This is a genomic window from Arthrobacter sp. SPT-J7 (assembly GCF_059089965.1).
In genome coordinates this window covers 1-24236 of record NZ_JBNHFF010000028.1, presented here as the reverse complement: position 1 = coordinate 24236, position 24236 = coordinate 1, and the positions used below count along the sequence as shown (strand labels likewise).

Annotated in this window: 24 protein-coding genes and 1 pseudogene; 14 read left to right on the top strand and 11 right to left on the bottom strand. The window is 65.3% G+C overall.

From position 1 onward, the window contains the following. The 3 genes and pseudogenes from AC5RWX_RS19795 to AC5RWX_RS19785 form a co-directional block, all read right to left on the bottom strand. Positions 1 to 204: pseudogene (locus AC5RWX_RS19795) on the bottom strand (ABC transporter ATP-binding protein); the annotation flags it as partial. Between the two features lie 212 nt (positions 205 to 416). Continuing rightward, on the bottom strand, positions 417 to 1364 hold the full coding sequence (locus tag AC5RWX_RS19790) for a metallophosphoesterase (protein WP_494098026.1): 948 nt from the start codon (positions 1362 to 1364) through the stop codon (positions 417 to 419). 4 nt (positions 1365 to 1368) lie between these two features. After that, on the bottom strand, positions 1369 to 3699 hold the full coding sequence (locus AC5RWX_RS19785) for a transglycosylase domain-containing protein (protein WP_494098025.1): 2331 nt from the start codon (positions 3697 to 3699) through the stop codon (positions 1369 to 1371). Positions 3700 to 3736: 37 nt separating this feature from the next. Here AC5RWX_RS19785 and sp36 point away from each other — a divergent pair, with 37 nt between their 5' ends. The 3 genes from sp36 to AC5RWX_RS19770 are packed head-to-tail and all read left to right on the top strand — an operon-like array spanning position 3737 to position 5354. Next, a complete protein-coding gene (gene sp36 / locus AC5RWX_RS19780) occupies positions 3737 to 3892 on the top strand; it encodes a Sp36 family protein (protein ID WP_003797879.1) in 156 nt (51 codons plus the stop codon). A 1-nt stretch (position 3893) separates the two neighbouring features. After that, positions 3894 to 4427 (top strand): RidA family protein, encoded by a 534-nt coding sequence (locus AC5RWX_RS19775; RefSeq protein WP_494098024.1) that lies wholly within the window; start codon positions 3894 to 3896, stop codon positions 4425 to 4427. A 15-nt stretch (positions 4428 to 4442) separates the two neighbouring features. Further along, complete coding sequence (locus AC5RWX_RS19770; protein WP_494098023.1) at positions 4443 to 5354, top strand: NUDIX hydrolase; 912 nt, start codon at positions 4443 to 4445, stop codon at positions 5352 to 5354. On the opposite strand, the gene AC5RWX_RS19765 is transcribed toward AC5RWX_RS19770, so the two are convergent. Both AC5RWX_RS19765 and AC5RWX_RS19760 read right to left on the bottom strand, forming a co-directional pair. Then, positions 5351 to 5533: a hypothetical protein gene (locus AC5RWX_RS19765; RefSeq protein WP_493994988.1), complete on the bottom strand. Its 183-nt coding sequence runs from the start codon at positions 5531 to 5533 to the stop codon at positions 5351 to 5353. The two genes, AC5RWX_RS19770 and AC5RWX_RS19765, sit on opposite strands and share 4 nt — an antisense overlap. Positions 5534 to 5740: 207 nt before the next feature. After that, complete coding sequence (locus AC5RWX_RS19760; RefSeq protein WP_009359192.1) at positions 5741 to 6418, bottom strand: Crp/Fnr family transcriptional regulator; 678 nt, start codon at positions 6416 to 6418, stop codon at positions 5741 to 5743. A 184-nt stretch (positions 6419 to 6602) separates the two neighbouring features. Here AC5RWX_RS19760 and AC5RWX_RS19755 point away from each other — a divergent pair, with 184 nt between their 5' ends. Then, on the top strand, positions 6603 to 7787 hold the full coding sequence (locus AC5RWX_RS19755; protein ID WP_494098022.1) for a MarP family serine protease: 1185 nt from the start codon (positions 6603 to 6605) through the stop codon (positions 7785 to 7787). 21 nt (positions 7788 to 7808) lie between these two features. On the opposite strand, the gene aroQ is transcribed toward AC5RWX_RS19755, so the two are convergent. The 3 genes from aroQ to acs form a co-directional block, all read right to left on the bottom strand. Then, the gene (gene aroQ, locus AC5RWX_RS19750; RefSeq protein ID WP_494098021.1) at positions 7809 to 8267 is read right to left on the bottom strand and encodes a type II 3-dehydroquinate dehydratase; all 459 of its coding nucleotides are present in this window, start codon (positions 8265 to 8267) and stop codon (positions 7809 to 7811) included. A gap of 333 nt (positions 8268 to 8600) precedes the next feature. Continuing rightward, complete coding sequence (locus AC5RWX_RS19745; RefSeq protein WP_494098020.1) at positions 8601 to 9392, bottom strand: DeoR/GlpR family DNA-binding transcription regulator; 792 nt, start codon at positions 9390 to 9392, stop codon at positions 8601 to 8603. A 213-nt stretch (positions 9393 to 9605) separates the two neighbouring features. Continuing rightward, entirely contained in the window at positions 9606 to 11615 is a 2010-nt protein-coding gene (gene acs / locus AC5RWX_RS19740; RefSeq protein ID WP_494098019.1) for an acetate--CoA ligase, read from the bottom strand. A gap of 406 nt (positions 11616 to 12021) precedes the next feature. Here acs and AC5RWX_RS19735 point away from each other — a divergent pair, with 406 nt between their 5' ends. The 3 genes from AC5RWX_RS19735 (at position 12022) to AC5RWX_RS19725 (ending at position 14933) form a co-directional block, all read left to right on the top strand. Next, positions 12022 to 13398 (top strand): hypothetical protein, encoded by a 1377-nt coding sequence (locus AC5RWX_RS19735; RefSeq protein ID WP_494098018.1) that lies wholly within the window; start codon positions 12022 to 12024, stop codon positions 13396 to 13398. Positions 13399 to 13464: 66 nt separating this feature from the next. Further along, the gene (nth, locus tag AC5RWX_RS19730) at positions 13465 to 14259 is read left to right on the top strand and encodes an endonuclease III (protein ID WP_494098017.1); all 795 of its coding nucleotides are present in this window, start codon (positions 13465 to 13467) and stop codon (positions 14257 to 14259) included. Further along, the gene (locus tag AC5RWX_RS19725; protein ID WP_494098016.1) at positions 14256 to 14933 is read left to right on the top strand and encodes an NUDIX hydrolase; all 678 of its coding nucleotides are present in this window, start codon (positions 14256 to 14258) and stop codon (positions 14931 to 14933) included. Before nth ends, AC5RWX_RS19725 begins: the two co-directional genes overlap by 4 nt. Before the next feature lie 67 nt (positions 14934 to 15000). On the opposite strand, the gene AC5RWX_RS19720 is transcribed toward AC5RWX_RS19725, so the two are convergent. Together AC5RWX_RS19720 and AC5RWX_RS19715 are read right to left on the bottom strand one after the other, a co-directional pair. Next, positions 15001 to 15192: a YegP family protein gene (locus AC5RWX_RS19720; RefSeq protein WP_163166864.1), complete on the bottom strand. Its 192-nt coding sequence runs from the start codon at positions 15190 to 15192 to the stop codon at positions 15001 to 15003. Between the two features lie 175 nt (positions 15193 to 15367). After that, complete coding sequence (locus AC5RWX_RS19715) at positions 15368 to 17083, bottom strand: bifunctional 3'-5' exonuclease/DNA polymerase (RefSeq protein WP_494098015.1); 1716 nt, start codon at positions 17081 to 17083, stop codon at positions 15368 to 15370. Positions 17084 to 17355: 272 nt separating this feature from the next. Between AC5RWX_RS19715 and ssd the strand changes: the two genes are divergently transcribed. The 7 genes from ssd (at position 17356) to AC5RWX_RS19680 (ending at position 22634) form a co-directional block, all read left to right on the top strand. Continuing rightward, complete coding sequence (gene ssd, locus AC5RWX_RS19710) at positions 17356 to 18420, top strand: septum site-determining protein Ssd (protein WP_494098028.1); 1065 nt, start codon at positions 17356 to 17358, stop codon at positions 18418 to 18420. After that, positions 18417 to 19682, top strand: coding sequence for a TadA family conjugal transfer-associated ATPase (locus AC5RWX_RS19705; protein WP_494098014.1), 1266 nt, complete (start codon positions 18417 to 18419; stop codon positions 19680 to 19682). Before ssd ends, AC5RWX_RS19705 begins: the two co-directional genes overlap by 4 nt. A 23-nt stretch (positions 19683 to 19705) precedes the next feature. Further along, complete coding sequence (locus AC5RWX_RS19700) at positions 19706 to 20548, top strand: hypothetical protein (RefSeq protein ID WP_494098027.1); 843 nt, start codon at positions 19706 to 19708, stop codon at positions 20546 to 20548. After that, a complete protein-coding gene (locus AC5RWX_RS19695; RefSeq protein ID WP_494098013.1) occupies positions 20545 to 21165 on the top strand; it encodes a type II secretion system F family protein in 621 nt (206 codons plus the stop codon). The genes AC5RWX_RS19700 and AC5RWX_RS19695 overlap by 4 nt, the downstream gene beginning before the upstream one ends. A gap of 169 nt (positions 21166 to 21334) precedes the next feature. Continuing rightward, a complete protein-coding gene (locus AC5RWX_RS19690) occupies positions 21335 to 21685 on the top strand; it encodes a DUF4244 domain-containing protein (RefSeq protein ID WP_494098012.1) in 351 nt (116 codons plus the stop codon). Between the two features lie 131 nt (positions 21686 to 21816). Further along, positions 21817 to 22260, top strand: coding sequence for a TadE family type IV pilus minor pilin (locus tag AC5RWX_RS19685; RefSeq protein WP_494098011.1), 444 nt, complete (start codon positions 21817 to 21819; stop codon positions 22258 to 22260). Beyond that, positions 22257 to 22634 (top strand): Rv3654c family TadE-like protein, encoded by a 378-nt coding sequence (locus AC5RWX_RS19680; RefSeq protein ID WP_494098010.1) that lies wholly within the window; start codon positions 22257 to 22259, stop codon positions 22632 to 22634. Before AC5RWX_RS19685 ends, AC5RWX_RS19680 begins: the two co-directional genes overlap by 4 nt. Before the next feature lie 75 nt (positions 22635 to 22709). Here AC5RWX_RS19680 and AC5RWX_RS19675 read toward each other — a convergent pair. After that, positions 22710 to 24236: Zn-binding domain-containing protein (locus AC5RWX_RS19675; protein WP_494098009.1), on the bottom strand; the 1527-nt coding region annotated here is incomplete at its 5' end.

Sequence of the window (24236 nt, the reverse complement as noted above, 5' to 3'; positions counted from 1 at the left end):
GCCGGCCGAGATCCAGACGGCGTCCGTGGTGCTCCCGGGCTGAAGCGATTCGTTGATCAGAACCCGGAGTACCTGGGGTATAGCCAGAGCAACAACGCTGGCCAGAAGCGCGCACAGAAGTCCCAGGAGAAGCCGGGGGATGATCGGCCTGACATGGGGGTAGAGACGGCTGATTGATCTAAAAAAAGGAGTTTGCTTGGCCATGCCCGCTTCTCAAGCTCTAAAACGAATGTAGTTTCCCGTAGCAACTACCCTATGCCATGGCGTGTGGCGTTTCACAGGCTTCATCACGGCATTCGAAGGTTGGCCAGTTATTGCTTTTCGCAATGCTTCCTCCCGCTTTACGGCAACCTTTTCCCTATCAGTTCGCCCTCCCAAAACACACGCTAGGAGCGCGAACTGGCAGCACAGCGGAGTCAGTTGGGCGACGTGAGGGTGAGCAGGACTGCCTCCGGTTTGCACGCGATGCGGACCGGGGCGAAGCGGGAGGTGCCGATGCCGCCGGAGACGTTGACCGGCGTCGTGCTTCCGTTGCTTTGCCAGTCGTTAAGCCCTTTGGCCCGCCACGTGGGAAGGTCGCAGTTGGACACCAGGGCGCCGTAGCCAGGGAGGCACAGTTGGCCGCCGTGGGTGTGGCCTGCGAGCAGGAGGTCGGCGCCGTCCTCGGTAAAGTGATCCAGCACGCGCTGGTAGGGAGCGTGGATGACGGCGACTTTGAGGTGGGGGGTGGCGTTCTGGTTGACGGTGCCCCGGGGCCATCCCGCGTAGCGTTCGCGGTTCAAATGCGGATCGTCCACTCCGGAAAAGTCGAAGCGGATGCCTTTCAGGACCACGGACTGGTGGCGGTTGGTCAGGTCCACCCAGCCGCCCATGCCGAAGCCGGAACGCAGCCGGGGCCAGTCCAGCACCGTGGGTTTCGGCTTTGCCTTGGAGGGCCCCAGCAGGTAGGAGGCGGGGTTTTTCAAACTCGGTGCGAAGTAGTCGTTGGAGCCGGGGACAAAAACGCCGGGAAACTCCAGTAGGGGACGGAGGGCTTGCAGGAGCGGGCCCACCGCCTTGGCATGGCTGAGGTTATCGCCGGTATTGACCACCAGGTCCGGCCTAAGATCGGCCAGGGATTCCAGCCAGGCAGCCTTCTTTTTCTGGCCCGGGACGAAGTGGATGTCGCTCAGGTGCAGGATGCGGAACGGTTCCTGCCCGCGCGGCAGGATGTCAAGCGTTTCTTCGCGGAGGACAAACTGGTTCTTCTCCCACATGCCATAGCCGAAGGCGGCCATTCCGGCCACAGTGCCGGCTCCTGCAGTAACGGCAAAGCCGCGCCCGATGCTTCGGGCGCGGCTGGCCAACGCACTGGTTGCGATCATCCTGCTAGTCGTCATCGTTCCCACTGCCGTTCCCGTTGCTGTTGCCGTTGTTGTTCGGCTCCGGAGCGGGCTGTGGGGCCGCCGGCGCTGCGGGTGCCGGCGCTGCGGGTGCCGGCACCTGGTTGGCCCTCGGCCTGGTAGTAGCGGGCGTCCTTGTATTGTTTCCGCCGCCGTTCAGGAGGTTGCTGGGCGGCGCAGGGAAGGGCTCAGTGCCGTAGGCCGGCGCGATCTGCGACATGAATTTAGAGAACATAGGGCCGGCAATCATGTAGCCGTCAATACCCTGGTAGAACTTGCCGTTGACGGTGATGTTCTGGCCGGACCGGTCCTGGGCGCCCAAGGCGTCACCGAACCAGGCAGCGGTGGCAAGGCCGGTGGTGTGGCCAACAACCCAGGTGGAACCGTTGTTGTTGGACGTACCGGTCTTCGCGCCGATCGGGAAGCTGGTGCGGGTGGAGATCCGGGGTTGGATCAGCGAGCCCGATCCCCGGTTGAGGACTTCCTGCAGGGCGTAGTTCACGCCGCGGGCAACCTCCGGCTTCACCGCATCCCGGCAGCTGGTGGACTGGGCCGGCAGCTGCGCTCCGGTCTGGTCCGTGACGGAGGTGATGGCGATGGCCTCACAGTACTTTCCGTCATTGGCGAACGTCGCGAAGGCGCTGGCCATGGTCAGCGGCGCCGTCTGGGTGGAACCCAGCAGGTTGCCCAGCGTCGACATATTGATCTTGGGGTTCGGTTCGCCGTCAGCCGGAAGCCCGCCGTGGAGTCCCGTTGCGTCCACAATCTTCTGGATTCCACAGAAGTCCAGTTGCGCGGCGGAGGCGAAGGTGACGGTATTGATGGAGTTGTAGAGGCCCTCAAGGACGGACAGCGGCCGGTACCACTGCGGCTCCGCGTTCTGCAGGTCGTCCGCAGCACCAAGTGCCTTCTGGGCGGTGTTGTACGCACCGGTGACCTGGCCACAGGTATTGCGCCACGGGAAGTTCAGCGGGTAGCGGCGCTGGGCTGCATTGACCACGGTGTTCATGGACTTGCCCTCGTTCAGCCACTCCGCGAAGGTGAAGGGCTTCATGGTGGAACCGGGCTGGGCACCGCCCAGGCCGTTAAGGTCGTTACCGTCCTTGTCCAGCTTGTCCACGTTGAAGTTCACTTGTGAGTCGAAGGACCCTTCGGCCGGCAGGAACGTGGTGTTCTGCGCCATCGAGACGATTTTGCCGGTGTTGGGCTGCACGGAAACCATTGCCGCACCCCACTTGTCCGGGTTGGCGCCGGCAGAGGCGTTGACCTGCTCCTGGGCCGCTGCCTGTGCCTTCGGATCCAGTGTGGTGGTGATGGTCAGGCCGCCGCCGTAGATAAGACGCTTACGCTCGTTAAGGTCCTCACCGTAGGCCGGGTTGTTTTCCAGCAAATGGAGCACGTAATCACAGAAGTACGGCGCGGTGGAAGCGTAAGCGCAGCCCTGCTTAGGCTGTGTCACGTTGGTCTCCACCGGAGTGGCGAAGGCAGCATCATATTCAACCTGCGTGATTTTGCCCTGGCTAAACATCAGGCTCAAAACCAGGTCGCGGCGCTGCTTGGCGTTCTCCGGGTTGTTGATGGGGTCGAACGCGGACGGGCTGTTGACCAGGCCGGCCAGCAGCGCAGCCTGGGGAAGGGTCAAGTCCTTGGCGGTACTGCTGAAGAAAAAGCGGGATGCGGCCTCGATGCCGTACGCGTCGCGGTTGAAGAAGACGATGTTCAGGTAGCCCTCAAGGATCTGCTCCTTGCTGAACTCCTTCTCCAGGGCGATGGCGAGCTTCATTTCGCGGAGCTTGTCGCCCACACCTTTATTGACGCCATTGAGTTTGATGTCCTCGTCCCGGCCCTCTGCGGCGAGATTGGAGTTGAGGACGTTGTTCACGTACTGCTGGGTGATGGTGGAGGCACCCTGTCGGTTCCCGCGTGCAGTGCTGACCACTGCGCGCAGGATGCCCGTGGTGTCCACACCGCCGTGCTCATAGAAACGGCTGTCCTCGACGGCGATGACAGCTTCCTTAACGAACGGCGAAATCTGGTCCAAGGCAACCTTGGTACGGTTCTCCTTGTAGACGCTGGCGATCTCGCTGCCGTCCGCTGCGAGGATCCGGGTGGTCTGGTTGGGCGGGTCAACCTTCAGCTCTGCCGGAAGGGTGTCGAAAAACTCGATCGAACCACTGGCTGCGCTGCCTGAGACGGCTGCCGCGGGTACCAGCAGGCCTGCTACCAGGACACCGCAAATTGCACTCACGCCAAGGAAGACTAGGATCTTTCCGAGGGTGGTGGCAGTGTCGAATAATGGGTTCTTACGAGTCGCCATGTTTTCCACTTTACCGGCAAGGACTAGTCTTTCTCTCATGACCAAATGGGAGTACGCCACGATTCCGCTCATTATTCACGCCACAAAGCAGATTTTGGACCAGTGGGGAGACGACGGCTGGGAGCTCGTCCAGGTCGTCCCCGGACCCGATGGAAACGGCCTGGTTGCCTATTTGAAGCGGGAGAAGCAGTAGCATGAGCGCATCCGCAAAAGCCCAGTCCGGCACTGCTGCCGCACCGATCTCGGCTGTTGAGCAGCGGCTTGCAGAGTTGGGAATCTCACTTCCCGAGGTTGCCGCGCCGGTCGCCTCTTACGTTCCGGCAGTGATTTCCGGCAGCCACGTGTACACCTCCGGACAGCTGCCGTTCGTCAACGGCAAACTCGAAGCCACGGGCAAGGTTTCCGCAGGCACGGGAGCGTTTGCGGACGAGCCCACCGTTTCTCCAGAAGACGCACAGCGGTTCGCCGCGATCTGCGCCGTCAACGCCCTGGCCGCAGTCAAGAGCGTCATCGGGGACCTGGACCGCATCACCCGCATCGTCAAGGTTGTGGGATTCGTCTCATCCGACCCCTCCTTTACAGGACAGCCGGGCGTCATCAACGGTGCGTCGGAACTGTTGGGCCGCGTCCTTGGTGACGCAGGCCAGCACGCACGTTCCGCCGTCGGCGTTTCCGTGCTTCCGCTCGACTCTCCGGTAGAGGTCGAACTGATCGCCGAATTCAGCTAGGACCGGTCGTTTCCTTTGCCTCAGCTTGCCCGACGCCTGTTTGCACTTCCCCAGGATCTTGAAGGGGCAGCACAGAGCTGGCTCGAACACGGCGAACGGACCCCGCGGGCCGCACGCCTCGCTTCATCCGTTGTCCTGCTGCGTGATTCCCCCACCGGCCTTGAGACGTGGCTGGCCTACCGGCCCGGTTCCTCGCCGCTGGGGGTCCTGGCCTTCCCCGGGGGGTCCCTTGATGCTGCCGACGACGACCCCGTCGGCTGGCTCGGTCCCTCGCCCCAGCATTGGGCTGAGCAGATGGGAACAGACGACGTCGGGCTGGCGCGACGCCACGTGCTGGGCGCCATCCGGGAACTCTTTGAGGAAACCGGCGTTTTGCTTGCCGGCGCAGACATGGCGAGCACCGTCGAGGCCACGTCCACGCCGGAATTCATGCGTGCCCGCCTGGCCGTTGCCGAGCAGGAAAAGACCTTTCCGGAGGTCCTGGCCAAGCGTGGGCTGTCCGTCCGTACCGACCTGCTGAAGTCGCTCGTGAACTGGCGCAGCCCGGACTTCGCGCACCGCAGGTTCGACACCCGCTACTTCGCAGCCACCGTTCCCCTGAACCAGCAGCCCACACTGCTGGAAGGCAAAGGGGTGTGGGGCAGGTGGGTGAATGCCGCCGATGTGATCGCCGGACGTGACACCACAGCCCTCGGCGACGAGGTGGGCCAGGAAAACACCGTGGGCCGCACCCTAAGCGAACTCCTGGTGCCGGGGTCCGAGATCATGCTCGAAAAAATGGCGGCTGCGAACGGCTGCATCGCGTACCTCAGCTACAAGCGCAAGGCGCATGTATACCAGCCGCACCTTGCAGAAGAAGACGGCAAGCTGCTGCTCGAAGTGGAAGCTGCGAAAACCGTCGCGGGGGACCCCCAGCGCGAACGCTAAATGCGGCGGAGCGTGGAATACGGGCGGCTCGGGAGGTTCCCTGCGGTCCACGGCCGAACGGACGGTTCCAGCGGAATCTGCCCGCGGCCGTCCTTGATCACCAGGACCACCGTGCCGATCACCGCGGCAAGGGAAGCCAGGCCCAACAGGATCAAAACAACAGCCATAGCCACGGACATCGCCAAGCACCTCTAGGGCTCATTTTACCGCTGTTCACCTGCGAAAAGCCGTGCTTAAGCAGCTCCACAGTGCCCGCCCAGCCCCGGCGCTCCATCACTTTCCGCAGGCTGATGGAGGGTTCGGCCGGAAAATAGCAGGAAGTGACGGGGCGTTCCGGGGTTAAACGCAAAAGGCCGCCCGTTGAGGCGGCCTTTGTGCTACGGAAACTAGCGGGAGCGCTGGCGGAGGCGCTGCATGTCCAGGATGACGACGGCGCGGGCCTCGAGGCGCAGCCAGCCGCGCTGGACGAATTCGGCAAGGGCCTTGTTGACGGTCTCGCGGGAGGCCCCGACGAGCTGGGCCAGTTCTTCCTGCGTGAGCTCGTGGGCCACCAGGACGCCGTCGGTAGCGGGGCGGCCGAAGCGGTCGGCGAGGTCCAGGAGGGCCTTGGCGACGCGGCCGGGAACGTCGGAGAACACCAGGTCCGACAGGGAATCGTTGGTGCGGCGCAGCCGGCGAGCAAGAGCCTGCAGGAGCTGCGCAGAAACCTCGGGACGGGTGCGCAGCAGGTTGTTCAAACTTTCGTTCTTCAGCCCGGCCAGGCGCGTTTCGGAAACCGCGGTGGCCGTGGCCGTGCGCGGGCTCGGATCGAACAGTGCCATCTCGCCGAAGAGTTCACCCGGGCCGAGGATGGCAAGGAGGGATTCCCGGCCGTCGGGGGAGGTGCGCCCAAGCTTCACCTTGCCGGAGACGATGAAGTAGAGCTGGTCGCCCTGGTCGCCCTCACGGAAAACCGAAGCACCGCGGGAAAGGTCCACCTCGGTCAGCTCGTCCGTCAGCAGACGGAACGCGTCGTCGTCGAGCGTGGCGAAAAGTGGTGCTCGGCGCAGTACCTCGATGTCCATAAAATCTCCTGAATAAAAGTGTCGGCTGTGGCGCTTGTGCCATTGTTTCAGAATTTTCAAGGTTCTGTGACGAACTTGGCAGCCAAAACGCCCAAACGGCGGGTGCCGCGGGCGGAGCGGACCCACAGAAAATTGTCAGCGTACGCCACTAGAATGAGGTTTCATCTGCTTATAAGGAGCGTTAGTGGTCGGCTTGACTGTCCTGGACCTGGTCCTGATCCTGGCGTTGCTGTCCTACCTGATCTACGGCCTGCGGAATGGATTCCTTGTAACGGTGGGCGGTATTGCCGGTTTCGCTGCAGGAGCCGTGGCAGCGTTCTTCGCGGTCCCCCTCGTCAGCGGCTTCGTTGAGGACTCCGGGTGGAGGCTGACCGCCATCGTGGCCGCCGCCGTCGCACTGGTGGTCCTGGGGCACGGCATCGGAACCATGATCGGCCGTCAAATCCGTGGCGCCGTGCGGATTCGGCCCCTCCGGGCGGTCGACCGGCTGGTGGGCGGCGCCGTCAACCTGGTGGTCTCCGCGCTGGTAATGTCCATGCTGGCCTTCAGCGTCAGCTCCCTTGGCGTGCCCTTTGTTTCCCAGCAGCTGGCCGAATCCAGGGTCATCCGTTTCATCGACGGACTGACGCCGGACCCGGTGAAAGCAACCATGGCGCAGTTGCGCTCAACTGTCATCGGCAACGGCATTCCTACCCTCATCGAGGGGCTGGACCAGGGGCCGGCAGTGCCCGTGCCGAACGCCAGTACTGACACCCCGGCCCTGAACAGGGCGGCCGAGTCAGTCCTGAGAATTGCCGGCACGGCTTACCAGTGCGGCCAGAACCAGACCGGCACAGGCTTCGTTGTTTCCGAGGACAGAGTGGTAACGAATGCGCACGTCGTGGCGGGCGTGTCGCAGCCCGTCGTGGAGTTGCGCGACGGCGGCGCAATGCCCGGACGTGTCGTCTACTTTGATACCCGGCATGATCTTGCGGTGCTGGCTGTGGAAGACCTGCCTGCGCAGCCATTGGCCCTGAGCGCGGACCTGCCCGGCGGCAGCCCGGCAGCGTTCGCAGGTTACCCGCACGGCGGGCCTTTCCAGTCCCGCCCCGCCACCGTCCAGGACATCACCACGGTGCTGGTGCCGGACATCTACGGCAGCAACCCCTCGCCGGAAGAGATATACCGGCTGGCCGGAAACGTTCAGCCCGGGAACTCCGGCGGGCCACTGCTGACCACCGACGGCCAGGTTGCGGGAGTGATCTTCGCCAAGGCGACGTCGGACGCAGAGATGGGATTCGCCATCACTATGGACGACCTCAACCCGGTCGTAGCACAGGCGTCGTCGCTGAGCGCACCCGTTTCCTCGGGTCAGTGCATCCAGAAGTAAGCCTCCGGAGCTGGCAGCGGCCTAGAGGACCTCAGCCAGGTAGTCGATCGCCAGTTTGTAGCCGAATACGCCTGCACCCAAGATCACCGCGGTGCACACCGGCGACAGGAACGAGTGATGCCGGAACTCCTCGCGCTGGTGCACATTGGTGATGTGCACTTCGACTGCCGGCAGCTGCACGGCGGCAAGGGCATCCCGCAGGGCGACAGAAGTGTGCGTGAAGGCTCCGGCGTTGAGGACAATGCCAACGGCGTTGCCACGGGCCGCATGGATCGTGTCCAGCAGGACGCCCTCGTGGTTCGACTGGACGCACTCGGCCACGAACCCGTGTGCCTCTGCAGTCCGGGCGGCAAGTTCCTCCACGTCAGCCAGGGTGGACGTACCGTACTTTTCCGGTTCACGGGTGCCCAGCAGGTTCAGGTTGGGCCCGTTGATTACCAGGATGGTGCCGCGGCTGATTGATGAAGAGGGTTCGGTCATGCGTGCAAATCTATCGCCTGCGCTGGACGCCGCGCATTCTTACGGTTCACGTAAGCGGCTAAGGCTGCTCCGGCGTCCCCGGACCTCAGGGGAGCGGGGAATGCCGGGGCAGCCTGCGCTTCGCCGGTGAGGCTACAGGGCGTGAAGCGCAGCAGCAGTGCGTGCTCGAAGTTGAGGATGGGCATGGGCACGCCCACCTCGGCCAGGAAGCGGCCGTTGCCACTGCATGGAGGCCATCTCCCGGTTCCCGCCGACAGGGGCGAAAAGCCCCGGCGCCGGATTGTCGACACCACCCTGCATGTCAGGCAATCCTGCGGCTGCACGTAGCGGCTGCTACTGAAGGGCTGCGAGCCGCAGGCGGCCCACCCGCTCCTGGAGGATGCGCTGTGCGTCGGCACCAAGGCCGGGATCGCTGATGACCTCGTCCACTTCCTCCAGCGAGGCGATGGAACTGATGCCCAACAGTCCCCACTTGGTGTGGTCGGCCAGCACTACGGTTTTGCGCGCGGCCGCCACGAAGGCGCGGTCCGTCTCGGCTTCCAGCAGGTTCGGTGTGGTGAACCCTGCTGCGGCATCCATGCCGTGGACCCCAAGGAACAGCACATCCAGGTGCAGTTGCTTCAGCGCGGCTGTGGCGATGGGGCCCACCAAAGCGTCCGACGGCGTGCGCTCGCCGCCTATCAGGATCACCGTGGAGGCGAAGCGGGCGGAACCGGCGGAGGCGCCGTGGTGGAACAGGTCGGCGATGCGCACCGAGTTAGTGACCACGGTGATCCTGGGCCCGTTGGTGAGTTCCTTGGCCAGTGCCCAGGTGGTGGTTCCCGCGCTGAGGCCCACGGCCATGCCTTCCTGTACCAGCCCTGCAGCTTCCACCGCGATGGCCCGCTTCTCGGCAGTCAGCTGGGTGGACTTGAGGTCGAAGCCAGGCTCGTGGGTACTGGTGTCGCCCGGAATCTTCGCGCCGCCATGGATGCGCTCGAGCCGGCCGCCCTCCTCCAATACTTCGATGTCACGCCGCACAGTCATGAGGGATACCCCCAGCTGGTGGGCAAGGTCCGAGACCCGGACAACCCGTTCCCGCTGAAGAGCGTCCAAAATAGCCTGGTGACGTGCGACGGCAAGCATCTGGGCGGTTCCTTTGGGCAGGCTGCAAGGGCTGGTCCCAGTGTAGGGTGCCCACTCCGCTGACGGGTGGGAGTCATCCTCCGCGCGCTGCTCGTACCTCGCTCTGACGCGCGCTTCCGGATAACTCCCACCCGTCAGCTTTCTCGCAGGCAGGGCTGGGAACGCCTCATGGCGTGTGCCTGGTAGGTGGCCTCCCGGCTGCCCGCCTTTCTTTTATTTCCTAAGGGAGACGGCGATCTGCTGCATGATCGTGGGGTCGGACAGGGTGGTGGCATCGCCTGGGTCGCGGCCTTCTGCGACGTCCTTGAGCAGGCGGCGCATGATTTTGCCGGAACGGGTCTTGGGCAGTTCGGGGACTACCAGGATGTTCTTTGGCTTGGCGATGGGGCCGATTTCCTTGCCGACGTGGTTGCGGAGTTCCTGGACGATTTCATCCCCGGAATCCACCGCGTCCCCGCGGAGGATGACGAACGCGACGACGGCTTGTCCGGTGGTTTCGTCCGCGGCTCCCACGACGGCGGCTTCGGCCACGGCGGGGTGGGAGACCAGGGCGGATTCGATTTCCGTGGTGGAGAGCCGGTGCCCGGAGACGTTCATGACGTCATCCACGCGGCCCAGGAGCCAGATGTCGCCGTCCTCGTCCTTCTTGGCGCCGTCCCCTGCGAAGTACATGCTATCGAAGCGGGACCAGTACGTGTCCTTGAACCGTTCCGGGTCGCCCCAGATGCCGCGCAGCATGGCCGGCCAGGGTTCGCGGATCACCAGGAAGCCGCCGTGCCCGTCAGGCACAGATTGGCCCATCTCGTCCACTACGTCCACCGCGATGCCGGGCAGCGGGACCTGAGCGGAGCCGGGCTTGGTTGCGGTGACGCCGGGCAGCGGGGCGATCATCTGCGCGCCGGTTTCGGTCTGCCACCACGTGTCCACGATGGGGGTTTTGTCCCCGCCGATGACGTTCCGGTACCACATCCAGGCCTCGGGGTTGATAGGTTCGCCCACGGAACCGAGGACCCGGAGGGAGGACAGATCGTACTTGTCCGGGATTTCCCGGCCCCACTTCATGAACGTCCGGATGGCTGTGGGTGCGGTGTAAAGGATGGAGACCTTGTACTTTTCCACGATCTCCCACCAGCGGCCCTGATGCGGAGAGTCCGGGGTGCCTTCGTACATCACCTGGGTGGCGCCGTTGATGAGAGGGGCGTAGGTGACGTAGGAGTGGCCGGTGACCCAGCCTACGTCGGCCGTGCACCAGTACACGTCCGTGTCCGGGTGCAGGTCGAACACCGCCTTGTGGGTGTAGGCGGTCTGGGTGAGGTACCCGCCGGTGGTGTGCAGGATGCCCTTGGGCCTGCCGGTGGTGCCGGAGGTGTAGAGGATGAACAGCGGGTGCTCCGAATCGTGGCCCACCGCTGTGTGTTCGGTGGAAGCGGCGTCTACGGTGTCCGCCCACCAATGGTCCCGGCCCTCGTGCCAGTCCACGTCCTGGCCGTTGCGCTTGACCACCACCACGTTCTGAACTGTGTGGCCATCGTTGGCAAGGGCTTCGTCAACGGCCGTTTTGAGCACACTGGGCTTGCCGCGGCGGTACGTGCCGTCAGCGGTCACCACGAGTTTGGCCTCGGCGTCCTCAATCCTGGAACGCAGGGCGTCTGCGGAGAACCCGCCGAACACCACCGAGTGCACGGCGCCGATCCGGGCGCAGGCCAGCAGAGTGATGACCGCCTCCGGGATCATCGGCAGGTACACCGCCACCCGGTCACCCTTGGCCACGCCGAGGGACTCGAAAGCGTTGGCGGCCTTCTTGACCTCTTCGGTCAGCTGGGCATAGGTGTAGGTGCGGGTGTCGCCGGGTTCGCCCTCGAAGTAGATGGCCACCCGGTCGCCGCGTCCGCTTTCCACGTGGCGGTCCAGGGCGTTGTAGGCGGCGTTGACTTCCCCGCCCACGAACCACTTCGCGAACGGCGGGTTGGACCAGTCCAGGGCTTGGTCGAAGTCCTTGCTCCAGGTCAGCAGTTCACGGGCCTGCCGTGCCCAGAAGGCGGGGCGGTCAGCTGCAGCTTCTTCGTACTCCCCGGCGGTGACAACGGCGTCAGCGGCGAACTCGGGGGACGGTGGAAACGCCCTGGTTTCGTGCAGCAGGTTTTCAAACGCATCGCCCTGCTGGCCGCCGTGCCCGGAGCCTGAGGCCGCTGTGGCGGTGGAGCTGGAAGTGTCCTGGGACATGTGAACCTCATCATTCATCGATCTTTGCTGCGCGGGGATCCGCCGCCGGCCGGGCTCCGCCGCCTGCGCGACGTCGGGCACCGGCTGGTCATGGGTCTCCCGCAAAGAGCTGTTCCGAAATCAAGACTAATGCGTGCCCGGCCGCGGATGTGTGCGGTGTCACAGACGAGCCCGCGAACGGCATTTATTAAGCGATGAATGGTTCCACGCTTAGCCCTGGGTGGCAGTCAGGCGCCGTGCCCAGCTAGTGATCAGTAGGGCTGTTGACTAGGCTGAGATGGGATTGTGACTTCACTGCGGACCGTCCGTCCCTGGCTTGGCAAGAGCCCGGGACGGGCTGGAACCGCTGTACGACGGCATGGTTTCGGGCCAGAGCCCCGGTGCCGCCACGCTAAGGAGAACAAAAATGAACCAGCAGAGCTTCGGCCAGAAAACCGGCCCCGACACAGAGGAAGGCTCCGGGGCTGCCACCACTCCGGCTGCCGGGGCAGGGCGGCAGGCCACCACCGGAGTCAAGGGTGCAAAGGCCAACGAGGCGGTGCTCGGCCCGTTCACCATCCGGGACCTGGCCGTATTTGCGGCTACCGTCATCCTGTTCGTCGCTTCGCTGCTCCCCATGTTCGGTGGCCGCTACAACCTCTGGAACCTGAACAACCTCTTTTTCCTGGGGCTGGGCATCGTCCTGCCGTTGGCAGTGAGTGCACTCTTCGCCGCCCGGAGGCTGGCGCCCGGCACGAAGATCCGGATCGGTTCGCTGTCCATTGACCAGTTCGCGTCCGTGGTGGCCTCGTTCGCCGTCGCCTTCTTCTTTCTGTCCGTGGCCGGAGCATACGTTCCCAGCCTCCTCGTGGGCCTGATCGGCGCAGTAGTACTGTTCGCCGCCACCGTTCTGGGACGTTTCCTTCCGTACGTCTCGGCGGATTTCCAGGGCCGTGCGGAAACCCCTGCGCACGTGGTGGCGCGTGAAGCTGCCGTTCCCGTGCAGAAGCCGCGGGCGCCCAAACCGCCGAAGGCCGAATCCGGCACGGCAGGCTCCCGCGATGCAGCCTCCGGTTCCAAGCCCGGGGGAGGGAAGTTGCTCGGAGCTGCCGGCGGCAAGCTGTTTGGTGGTGCCGGGGCCGGATCTTCCGCCGTGCAGAGCGGAACCTCGCACCAAGCGCCGACGACCGCCGCGGTTCCTTCCGCTGCCGCGTCCCATTCACCCGCCACTGCTGCTGTCCCAACCGCCGGCGTTTCTGCGGCCGACGGGCCTGCAGCCGGTGGTCCCGAGTCCACCGCCCCGGAAGTCTCCGATCGTGCTCCGGAAGGTGATGCCGGCCCGCCAACCCAGGCAGCCGACGTAGTACGCCCTGCATCGGCGCCCGCCGCCGAAGAGACGCAGTTTGGGGATGTGCCCGTAAGGGGCGTTGCGGCCAGTGGTTCCTCTGCCGCTCCGCACCATGACGGGGGCGCACCCGCTGGTTCTGCGGTCCAAGGTACGTGGGAGCCGCCCGCCGCTACGGCCGTGCACCAGCAGGTCCGTGCCGAGGAGCCCATCGGGGCAACAGTGGACCCGGCGAGCCGGCCGGAGGAATCAGAGGAACAGCCCATCCATGAGGCTTTCTGGTTTGCGGTGGCCCAGCACCGGACCGCTTTCGACCTCCGGACCGGAGCGCCTGCCTTTGTCATTGAACCGGGCGGCTGGGTCCTTGCCCTCGAGGACCGCGGGCATGAGTTCCTGGTCCAGCACACCGACGGACGGCTGGGTGTGCTGCGCGACCTCAGCAATATCGAGCGCGGCTAACATATGGCCTCGCCCCGGGCATCCAAGGCCGGCGGAGTGGCAGCACCCGCCGGCCAGGCTGCAGGCATGCCCGTAGTGTCCCAGGAGTCCATGCTTGGGCTGAAACGCCGGGCGAGACGCATCAACAGGGCGTTGGCCGAAAAGTACCCCTATGCCCATGCGGAGCTCGATTTCCGCAACCCGTTTGAACTGCTGGTTGCTACCGTTCTTTCGGCGCAAACCACCGACGTCGCCGTCAACCAGATCACTCCGCTGCTGTTCGCCCGCTATCCGGACCCACGCTCCATGGCCGAAGCCGATCCGGCAGCGATCGAGGACGTCATCAAGCCCACCGGGTTCTTCAGGGCGAAGACACGGAGCCTCATCGCCCTGTGCACCAGGCTGGTGGATGAGTACAACGGCGTAGTCCCGGGGCGGCTGGAGGACCTGGTGACGTTGCCGGGGGTGGGACGGAAGACGGCCAACGTGGTGCTGGGCAATGCTTTTGGCATCCCCGGCATCACGGTGGACACCCACTTTGGCCGCCTCGCCCGGAGGTTCGGCTGGACGCAGTCGGAGGACCCGGTCCAGATCGAGTACGACGTCGCCGAGCTTTTCGAGAAGCGGGACTGGACCATGCTGTCCCACCGGGTGGTGTTCCACGGGAGGCGGGTGTGCCATTCCCGGAAGCCGGCTTGCGGGGCATGCCCCGTCGCCAACTGGTGCCCCAGTTACGGTTTAGGTGAAACAGACCCCGCCAAGGCCGCCAAGCTGCTGAAGTACGAACTGGCTCCGGGAAATGAAGCCCTGCTGGCACAACTGCTGGCCGAAACGCACCGGGCAGCCGAAATCAGGATGGCATCCCAAAAGAGGACACCGTGAGCGCCCGCGAGGACCTGATCGGGTTGGCACGCAGGGCAGAAGCTGGATCTTCTGCCTCCCCCGATCCCCTGTGGGCGGCCCTCACGGTGGATGCGAAACGGGCGCGCAGGGCTGCCGTCCTGATGCTCTTCGGTGCGCTGGATGACGTTCCGGCTGTCTCCGGGAAACCGCTGGCACCGGCAGACCTTGATGTCCTGCTGCTGGAGCGCGCCCACACGCTGGGTTCCCATCCGGGGCAGATGGCATTCCCGGGCGGCAGCATTGACGCCCGGGAAACGCCGGTACAAGCAGCCTTACGCGAAGCGGAGGAAGAAACGGGCCTGGACTCGAAGGGCGTTGAAGTCCTTGGTACCTTGCAGGAGCTCGGCCTTGCGCACAGCAATTTCCTCGTCACTCCCGTGCTGGGGTGGTGGCGGTCGCCATCGCCCGTCCGGGTGGTGGACTACGCTGAATCCGCCCAGGTGTTCAGGGTCCCCGTCCGGGACCTGCTGGACCCGGACAACAGGGTCATGGCCACGGTCCGCCGCTCAGAGCGTACTTTTGACAGCCCTGCTTTCACCGTCAACGGTGTGGTGGTTTGGGGGTTTACCGGAATAGTCCTGAACGGACTCTTTGAACAGCTCGGTTGGGCTGTGCCCTGGGACCGGAGCCGGGTCCACCCGATGGGTGTCTGACTTCTGCTTGCCTGGGCCGCCTGCTTGCCTGGGTCGCCTCGCCGGGCGTCCTGCATCCCGGCTGGTGTCAGGCCTGCTGCTGGCGGAGATCCACCACGATGCCGGTGGCCGCATTCTCCCGCATGGCGTTGATGCCCTCGATTAAGGTGTTGAGGGACTTGAAATTTGGTGAAACGGCAACGATGTTGCCGTCCGCGTCCGTCAGCCGAAGCCGGTACGATTCGTCCCCTACCCGATGTATTTCAAATCTGCCCGCCATATGCCGGACCTCCCCTTGGTGTGCGTCGTTGCATCAACCTTTGGACCGATCTGTTTCAGTCACTTCAAGACTGTAACCCGCGTCACCGCCGCCCGGCGAGCTACTGCCGGGTAGGTTACATTTCTCGACAAATGTCGCGGCGCAGGCCCCCTTTGGGAAGCATCTGGCTAAAGTTCTACTTTGCGTGGTCGTACGAATCAACCACTGCGACGCTCACCGGAAACTGCACGGGGATGGGTCCGAACAGCAGTTCCTTGGCGGCGTTGGCGGCGTCCTCGATTGCCCTGATGCCAGCATCGACCAAGTGCTCCGGCGCATGGACCATCACCTCGTCGTGGAGGAAGAAGACGAGTTCCGCCCGGCCGGTGCCTTCCGCGCGCAAGGTACGCAGCCGCCGTCGTAATTCCGCGAGCCAGCACGCAGCCCAGTCCGCCGCCGAGCCCTGAACCACGAAGTTGCGCGTGAAGCGCCCCCTGGAACGTGCGATCGATTCCGCCCGGCGCTGCTCCTCGGCCGACGAAGAGCGCTGGCTCTGGAACCACCGGTCCGACGGCGGCGGGCAGCTGCGGCCCAGCCGGGTGGTGACCGTTCCGCCTGACTCGCCGGCGCGGGCGGCCCGTTCCACGAAGTCCACAGCCCGGGGGTAGGTTTTGGCGAGCTGTGGCATGAGCCGCCCTGCTTCACCGGAGGTGGCTCCGTACATGGCTCCCAGCAACGCCATTTTCGCCTTGGCGCGGTCGCCGCCGAACCCCTTGGCGGCTATGCCCGCGTAGAGGTCCTGGTCCCTGGCGGCCTCAGCCATGATCGAGTCCTTAGCGAGGGCCACCAGCACACGAGGCTCAAGCTGGGAAGCGTCCGCGACGATCAGTTTGTACCCGGGGTCGGCGTGGACGGCACCGCGGATTTGGCGCGGAATCTGCAGGGCACCTCCGCCCCTGGACGCCCAGCGGCCCGAGACGACGCCGCCCACCACATATTCAGGACGGAACCGGCCTGCGGCCACCCACGCATCAAGCCACGCCCAGCCGTTGGCTGCATGCAGGCGCGAAAGCTTTTTGTAGGCCAGGAGCGGGCCGATGGCGGGGTGCTTCGATTCCTTCAGCTCCCACTGCCGCGTGCTTTTCACCTCGATCCCGTTTCGGTGCAGGGCACGCATGAGATCCTGCGGTGAGTCAGGATTCAGGGTGGGCGCGTTCAGGAGGCTGCGCAGTTCCAGGTTCAACGCCTCAAGTTTTGCCGGCCGGTGGCCTATGGGCGGGCGGGGACCCAGATAATCCGCCAGAATCTCCTCGTGCAGGTCCTCCCGCCAGGGGACCCCGGCATGCTGCATTTCAGCAGCGATCATGGCGCTGGCGGATTCGGCGGCAAGTAGAAGCTGCAGCCGATTGCGTTTGTTCTCCTCAAGGGTCACGGACGCCAGGGCTACCTGTTGCGCGGCGTATTCCTCCCGGAGGTCCTCAAGGGTGTGCGGGGGATTGGGGGCGGTACCGGGATCGTCGAAAAGTGCGTCCTGTTCCGGCGGCGGAGGCGGCTGCAGGACCCGGGGGGGCTGCTGCGGGTCATCGAGCGTGATCTTGTCCGAGTTCACGGCATAGTCACTGTGAGCGGTGAACTGTGAGTGGGCAAGAATGTTTCCGCACAGACTCAGGTCGTAGCACCGGTCCAGTTCCACTCCCGACGCCAGCAGGGACGGGTACCAGTCCTGGGTCCGGTGCCAGATCCAGCGGGGTGGCTGCCCGCCCTGAGGCCGGCGTTCCAGGTCACGTACGACTGCGGCCAGTTCACCTGCACCGACAGGCCGGGGTTCTGGGTTGGACGGATGGGGGTAACCGACCTGCGTGAGTTCCTGCAGGACCGCGCCTAGGGGATGGGCGGCCAGCAGGAGGTACATGGTCCAATTCTGCCTTGTCTTCGAAGGTCCTTAGGCCGCACGACTCTTCCTGCACAGGGCTGTTGCCACCGGCACTGTCCACATACGGACGTGCTCCCCTCATGCCTTCCGGTTCGTTGGGGGAAAGTGGCGTCATGAGCAGGCACCAGCTGACCCCGTCCCACATTGATCCCGGCAAGTCCGCGCCCTCGTCCCGGCGGATTGCTGGTGATCTCCCGCCGGCACTTGAAGGGGCCTACGGCGGGAACCAGGGTGGGGATGGCGGAGCCTGGTTGCCGGACGGTGCGGAAGAAGTTCTCCTGGTTACCTCCTCCACTGTCCTGCGAGCCGAAGTGGAGCGCATTGTCGCCGCTGCCGGAGCCCACCTTCGCGTTGTAGCCGATGCACTTGAAGGCGGCAGGTACTGGGACGGCGCAGCGGCAGTTCTAGTGGGGAGTGACATTCGTGAACTGCCTCCCCGGCGGCAGGCACCAGCCGTCCTCGTGGGACTGGATGGTGAAGGTGACAGCCTGTGGCACCTGGCTGCAGCCCTCGGCGCGGAAAGGGTTGCCGTGCTGCCGGACGCCGCTGCGTGGCTCGCCGATCACCTGAGCCGCTCCAGGTCCCCGGGCCCTGGCGGACTCATCCTGGGCGTTACCGGCGGGTGCGGCGGGGCCGGCGCCACTACCGCGGCCATCTGGATAGCGCAGGCGGCCGCCGGGATGGGTGCACGGGTGCTGCTCGTTGACGGCGACCCCTGGGGCGGCGGGCTGGAACTGGCCATTGCTGCGGAGGAAACCCCGGGCCTGCGTTGGCCTGATCTTTCCGAAGCCCGTGGCAGCATCGATCCCGGTCAGCTGTCTGAGTCACTTCCGGTCTCGGGGGGATTCTCGTTCCTGTCTTGGCCTGCCAGCCGGGAACAAGCCGCTCCGGTGGCAGCTGCTACCACCACGGGGGTTCTGGATGCCGCGCGCCGGGGGTACGAGCTGGTGGTCGTGGACATTGGCAGGGGAACCGGACCGTTGCAGTCCTATGCGTGGGACTGCGACCGCATCATGATGGTGGTACCGGCGCAGCTGAAGGCCGCGGTCGCAGCCGTACGCCTTCTTCAGGAGTTCCCACCGCTTGAAGCTGCGCTTCTGGTGCGGGGCAGGCCAGGGGCGGCACTGGACGGATCCCTCATTTCCGAGGCCATCGGGCTTCCCGTGCAGGGCCGCGTTCCTGACCTTCGCGGTGTCAGTGCGGCCATGGAGTCCGGCCGGCTCCTGGACCTCGGCAGGCGGCGGAGCGTGCGGCATTTCGCTGCCTCCGTGCTCGATTCCCTCGGGGACGACTTGCTGGCAGGCGAGCTCGCATGAAGCAGCAGCCTTCCCCGTATGGAGCGGGGCCGGTGGACGGATTGCGGCGGCGAGCCCGAAACATTGAAAGCCAGCGCCGCGATCCGCGCCGGGATGCCCGCCTTCCGGTGGACTCGGGACTGCTGGAATCGGTTCGTGAGTCCATGATGGCCGATGCCGGGGCGGTGACCCCCTCCCGGGTGGCAGCCGCTGTCCAGGCTACCGGCAAGTTGCTGGGCACCGCCGGGTCGCTCGCGGCGGTGGAGCGGATCAGCGCGGAGCTTAACGGGCTGGGACCGCTGCAGGAGCTCACCCGGGATCCGGCGGTTACGGACATCTTCGTCAATGCACCGGATTCCGTCTGGGTGGACCGCGGCCGGGGCGTTGAACGCGTGGTTGTGGCATTCAGCGACGAGACACAGTTGCGGGCGCTTGCCTGCAGGTTGGTGGCGGCAGGAGGACGCCGCCTGGATGACGGTTCGCCTTGCGTGGATGTGCGGCTGCCGGGCGGCTACCGCGTCCATGCCGTACTCCCGCCGGTGTCCACAGCGGGAACGCTGCTCAGCATCAGGATCCGCCGCGAGCGGGTGTTCACCATGGACGAGTTGCAGGCTGCCGGCATGTTCGGGCCCCTCGTGAAGGAAGTGCTGGGAAAGGTGCTGGAACTCAGGCTGAGTTTTCTGATCAGCGGTGCCACCGGTTCCGGGAAGACCACCTTGCTGTCCACTTTGCTCGGTCTCTGTGCCCAGGAGGAGCGGCTGGTCCTCATTGAGGACGCGTCGGAACTGAACCCCGTCCATCCGCATGTGGTCTGCCTCGAATCCCGGCATGGAAACCTTGAAGGCGGCGGGGAAGTGAGCTTGGGCGAGCTTGTCCGGCAGGCACTGCGCATGCGGCCGGACCGGTTGGTGGTTGGTGAGTGCCGCGGCGCCGAGGTACGCGAATTACTGACAGCAATGAACACCGGCCACAGCGGTGGGGGTGGAACCATCCACGCGAATACTGCTTCTGCCGTTCCCGCCCGGCTCACGGCGCTTGGCGCGCTCGCCGGGTTGAGCCCGGAAGGTGTTCAGCTTCAGGCGGCCAGTGCCCTCGACGTGGTGATCCACGTCGACAGGACCATCCGCGGCAGGGAAGTGGCGTGTATTGGAATCATTGCCGACGGCCCCACCGGTCTTCGGGTGCTGTCTGCACTGGAGGCAACGGAGGGCACGGCCGTTCCAGGTCCGGCTTGGCCCGCCCTCGCCGGCCGGCTTGGACTTGAACCGGGGAACACCCTGTGACCGGTTATCTTGCAGCCGTTCTGATGCTGGCTGCGGTATTGGTCCTTCGTCCGCCCCAGGGCGCGGCAGCGAGGCTCCGCCGCACAGCCGGCGGTTTTGCTCCCTCAGCAACAGGCAGTCCTTTGGGCCGCCTGTATCGGTGGGTCAGGCCCGGCACCAGGGAAGCGGCGATATCTGGTTCCGCCGTACCCATGACTCTCGTGGTTCAGCAACTGGCCGCCCTGCTTAAAGGCGGGCGAACGCCCGCCCGGCTCTGGGACGAACTGTGGTTTCTGTATGGCACTGCCACAGGACGCGTGGCCGCAGTCCTGACTGTGGCCGGCTATGGTTCCGGGCCTCCATCCTTGCTTGCGCCCGGCCGGGCGCAAGCAGAAACGGGAGGGCTGCCTGCCAGTGGCCTGAGCGGAGGGTCGGCCGCGGTGCTTGCTGCAGCACGTGCGGCTGCCAGCACCGGGACTCCGGTTTCGGAGGCCATCCGCCGCTCCTTGCCTGCAGCCTTTCCAAGGCGCGGCAGGGAACTCCGGATATGGTCGGAACTGGCCGCATGCTTTGACATCGCAGAAGCAAGCGGCTGCCCCCTGGCTGACGTACTCACCAGGTTCGCGTCGCAGCTCGAAGTGGAGGACGACGCCGACGCAGCCCGCCAGACAGCGCTGGCCGGACCCAAGGCCACGGTCAGTCTGTTGACCTGGCTTCCACTCATGGGGCTGGGTTTGGGAATCGCCCTTGGCGTGGACCCGCTGGCCATACTGCTGGGCACTCCGCTGGGGCTCGCGGCGCTGGCCGCCGGGATTGCGCTGACCGTGGCGGGCAGAGTGTGGTCCGCAAAGCTGGTGGCGGCGGCGGCCGGTGCGGAAGCGCCATGACCGAAGCGGCTGTTTTGGCAATTGCGCTCTTCCTTGCCATGGCCGCGGCAGCGTGGCTCCTGTGTCCCGGCAAGGGCAGTGCACGGAAGCGGCTCAGCAACCTACCATCGGCTGGCCCCCACGTTTCGGGAACTAATCAGGCGGGTGTGGATGGACGGCCGCGGAACCGCGCCGGTCCCGATGGCCTGAGGGACACCGCCATGATGCTCGAACTCGTGGCCGCAATGCTGGACGCCGGGTCCGGCATTGGGCGTTCCCTCGAACTGGTGTCGACCAGTGCTTGCACCCAGTACAGGGAGTCCCTCCGGCCGGTTGTCTCGGCGCTCGCAATCGGAGCGGACTGGGAAACTGCGTGGCGCAGCTCGGCCGTCCGGCTTCCCGCGATCCTGGAACTGCGGGACGCGCTGGGGTTCGCAGCACTCACGGGTGCGCCGTCCTCCGCCATTCTCTATGCGCAGGCTGCCAGGCTCCGCCGAGAAAGATTTCGTGCTGCTGAAAAGCGGGCGGCCTCGCTGGGCGTGAAGTTGGTGGTCCCGCTGGGCCTGTGCGCGCTTCCGGCCTTCATTTGCCTGGGCGTCGTGCCCGTCCTGCTTGCCCTGGTGCCGTCCGGATCCTAGCCGGAACGAGGGTGCCGGCCGGACTCGAAAAGACACGCTCTTTTCCTCCACAGCGGGGAACAGGCCTGACTTTTCCACTTACCCCAGCCCGGGCCTTATCGCCCGAAGCAGGGCCCGGAAGAGTCGAAGCAGCCGGCAACCCTGCTGGCCCACAGGAAGGAAACAGCCCATGTCCATCAACCAGGACCGCCACTACGCTGCCGGAGCTGCAGTACTCGCAGCATCCCGATCGAACACCAAACGGCTTTTCGCCGGCGGCCGTCCCACATATACCGACCAGGCGGGCACCGCAACACTGCCGGCCAACGTTGTGGAGCTCTACCCTGAAGCAACTGTCCCGCGTCAACGTTCGGGCGTACGCCGAATGATGGGGTCGGAAGCAGGCATGGCCACCGCTGAGTACGCTATTGCGACTCTCGCAGCCGTTGGCTTTGCGGGGCTGTTGGTCTTCATCCTTCGCAGCGAGGAAGTACGGGGGTTCCTGCTGAACCTGATCCGTACGGCACTGGCACTGCCATGAGTTGTGCACCGGACGCGTTGCGCCTCCGGCTGCCTCCGGCGCCAGGCAGCCGGAGGGCTCCGTGGCCACATTCGGGTGCTTTTGGGCACTGCAGGCCAGGAGATCACTGCCGTTGTAAGAGCGGCCGCCACGTGGCTGGGTCCTGCGGTGCAGTCACCGCGGAGTTCGCCGTAACACTGCCCGCCGTCCTGCTGTTGCTGGCCATGCTCCTCGCGGGTGCCGCGGCCGGTGTTACCCAGCTGCGCTTGGAAGAGGGAGCACGGGCCGGCGCCCGGGCGTTGGCCCGCGGTGACGATTCCGCTACGGTGGAAAGGATCGTCAGGACCCTCTCGGGTGCATCAGCCTCCGCGGTTGTCGCAGCCGACGGGGAGTGGTTGAGTGTGACGGTCAGGGACCGGGTAGGCGGCCCTCTGGGGGCGTCGATTCCCTGGACGCTCACCGCCCGTGCTTCGACCCGCAGTGAAACGCCAACCGCAAGCGAGCACCAACCAAACCACGGGGGCACCCACGGCGGCGGGGCTGCCGGTCAGCTGCATCTGCGGCCGGCTGTTGGTACCGGGGCAGGCGCCGAATGAGGGAATTCAGCGAACAGATAAAGCAGGTTGTGGACGGACGGGAACGCGGGTCCGGGACCGTCCTGGCTGCAGGACTGGCCCTGGTGGTGATGATGGCCATCGCGCTGCTGCTGCTCCTTGCGCAGTCGGCCGTGATGGCCAGCCGGGCAGCCTCCGCCGCTGATCTTGCTGCGCTCGCCGGGGCTGACGCCCTGCGGGGCATCACGGACGGGGAACCATGCACGGTGGCTGCGGAAGTAGCTGCCCGACATGTTTCCTCGGTGCTCAGCTGCTCGGAGGGGGAGGGGCACACACTTGAGGTTCGCACCGAGCTGACGGAGAGGACCATCCTGGGTGCAGCGACCGGTCATGCCCGGGCAGGACCTCCCCCGTAGCCCGCAGCCCTGCCCCTCATTGCCCGGCTTCCCCTGGGCTGACGGCTCGTCCTTGGCCTGACGGCGTGGCGACCGTCAGCGCTTGACGTCCACGCTCATCGCGCTGGCCTCGGTGGCGTCCTTGAGCAGGACATCGAGCAGGGTGACCGCCGCCGCCTTGTCCAGTGGGTTGTTTTTGTTCCCGCATTTGGGTGACTGGACGCAGGAGGGGCAGCCGGATTCGCACTCGCAGGCCTTGATGGCGTCCCGCGTCGCGGCCAGCCACACCTTTGCCTTGTCGAAACCGCGCTCGGCGAAGCCGGCCCCGCCGGGGTGCCCGTCATACACAAAGATGGTGGGCACCCCAGTGTCGGCATGCAGGGCAGTGGATACGCCGCCAATATCCCACCGGTCGCTGGAGGCTACAAGGGGAAGCAAGCCGATTGCTGCGTGTTCCGCCGCATGCAGGGCCCCCGGGAACTGGGCCTCGATCAGTCCGGCGGCAGTGAGGAACCGGTTATCAACCACGAACCATACTGCCTTGGTGAACAACTCCCTGGCGCCAAGATCGAGCGGTTCCTCGCCGAGGATCTCGTTGGAAATCAGGGCTTTACGTTGAAAGGACACCACCTGCGTGGTGACCTTCACGTCGCCGAAATGAAGGGAAACATCGCCCCATGTGGCTGTGCGCTGCGTTTCCAGTACCTCGATCTGCGTCACATCCCGGGCAGTGGTGTAGTAGTCGGGATTGGCGCGGCGGACCACCACACAATGGTCGTCCTCGTTGAGATCCTCCACCACGTAGCTGTCGCCCTGGTGAATGTAAACGGCACCGGTGTGCGCCTGGTAGTGGGTCTGGGGGGAGTCCATTGTGCCGAGCAGGGAACCAGTATCGGCATCGACAATGCTTACCGGCCCGCCGCCGTCGGCCCTCAGATTGACCATTGCGGCGGCACTCTGGGAATGGGTCCAGAACCAGCCGGCAGGGCGGCGGCGAAGGTAGCCTTGGGCCACCAGGCGGTCCAGGAGCATTTCCGCGGTGCTCCCGAAAAGGTCAAGTTCGCCGACCCCCAGCGGGAGTTCGGCCGCTGCCGCGCAGAGATGCGGGCCGAGCACGTATGGGTTCGACGGGTCGAAGACAGTAGCTTCCACCGAGACGTCGAAGATCGCTTCGGGATGGTTCACCAGGAACGTGTCCAGTGGATCGTCGCTGGCCACAAAGGCCGCGATGGCGTCCTGCCCCGCCCGGCCCGCCCGCCCGATCTGCTGGAAAAGCGAAGCGCGGGTGCCCGGCCAGCCAGCAACCAGGACGGCATCCAGACCGGAGATGTCGATGCCCAGCTCCAGCGCGGAGGTGCTTGAAACACCCAAGAGCCCGCCCGAGCGCAGGGCCTTCTCCACCGCCCGGCGTTCCTCGGGAAGATAGCCGGAACGGTAGGCAGCCACACGCTGCGGCAGGCTTGGATCGACCTCGTCAAGGAGGCGTTTGGTGATGGACGAGATGGTCTCCGCCCCGCGCCGGGACTTAATGAAGGCTATGGTGCGGACCTGGGCCGACACCAGGTTCGCGAGCAGGTCCGCGGTTTCCGCGACAGCGGTGCGCCTCTCCCTGGCGCCGTTCTC

Bases quoted from the DNA above. Each gene is read 5' to 3' on its own strand.
- AC5RWX_RS19790 (WP_494098026.1), bottom strand. From the start codon at position 1,364: ATGATCGCAACCAGTGCGTTGGCCAGCCGCGCCCGAAGCATCGGGCGC.
- AC5RWX_RS19785 (WP_494098025.1), bottom strand. From the start codon at position 3,699: ATGGCGACTCGTAAGAACCCATTATTCGACACTGCCACCACCCTCGGA.
- sp36 (WP_003797879.1), top strand. From the start codon at position 3,737: ATGACCAAATGGGAGTACGCCACGATTCCGCTCATTATTCACGCCACA.
- AC5RWX_RS19775 (WP_494098024.1), top strand. From the start codon at position 3,894: ATGAGCGCATCCGCAAAAGCCCAGTCCGGCACTGCTGCCGCACCGATC.
- AC5RWX_RS19765 (WP_493994988.1), bottom strand. From the start codon at position 5,533: ATGTCCGTGGCTATGGCTGTTGTTTTGATCCTGTTGGGCCTGGCTTCC.
- AC5RWX_RS19760 (WP_009359192.1), bottom strand. From the start codon at position 6,418: ATGGACATCGAGGTACTGCGCCGAGCACCACTTTTCGCCACGCTCGAC.
- aroQ (WP_494098021.1), bottom strand. From the start codon at position 8,267: ATGACCGAACCCTCTTCATCAATCAGCCGCGGCACCATCCTGGTAATC.
- AC5RWX_RS19745 (WP_494098020.1), bottom strand. From the start codon at position 9,392: ATGCTTGCCGTCGCACGTCACCAGGCTATTTTGGACGCTCTTCAGCGG.
- acs (WP_494098019.1), bottom strand. From the start codon at position 11,615: ATGTCCCAGGACACTTCCAGCTCCACCGCCACAGCGGCCTCAGGCTCC.
- AC5RWX_RS19735 (WP_494098018.1), top strand. From the start codon at position 12,022: ATGAACCAGCAGAGCTTCGGCCAGAAAACCGGCCCCGACACAGAGGAA.
- nth (WP_494098017.1), top strand. From the start codon at position 13,465: ATGCCCGTAGTGTCCCAGGAGTCCATGCTTGGGCTGAAACGCCGGGCG.
- AC5RWX_RS19720 (WP_163166864.1), bottom strand. From the start codon at position 15,192: ATGGCGGGCAGATTTGAAATACATCGGGTAGGGGACGAATCGTACCGG.
- AC5RWX_RS19715 (WP_494098015.1), bottom strand. From the start codon at position 17,083: ATGTACCTCCTGCTGGCCGCCCATCCCCTAGGCGCGGTCCTGCAGGAA.
- AC5RWX_RS19705 (WP_494098014.1), top strand. From the start codon at position 18,417: ATGAAGCAGCAGCCTTCCCCGTATGGAGCGGGGCCGGTGGACGGATTG.
- AC5RWX_RS19700 (WP_494098027.1), top strand. From the start codon at position 19,706: ATGCTGGCTGCGGTATTGGTCCTTCGTCCGCCCCAGGGCGCGGCAGCG.
- AC5RWX_RS19695 (WP_494098013.1), top strand. From the start codon at position 20,545: ATGACCGAAGCGGCTGTTTTGGCAATTGCGCTCTTCCTTGCCATGGCC.
- AC5RWX_RS19690 (WP_494098012.1), top strand. From the start codon at position 21,335: ATGTCCATCAACCAGGACCGCCACTACGCTGCCGGAGCTGCAGTACTC.
- AC5RWX_RS19680 (WP_494098010.1), top strand. From the start codon at position 22,257: ATGAGGGAATTCAGCGAACAGATAAAGCAGGTTGTGGACGGACGGGAA.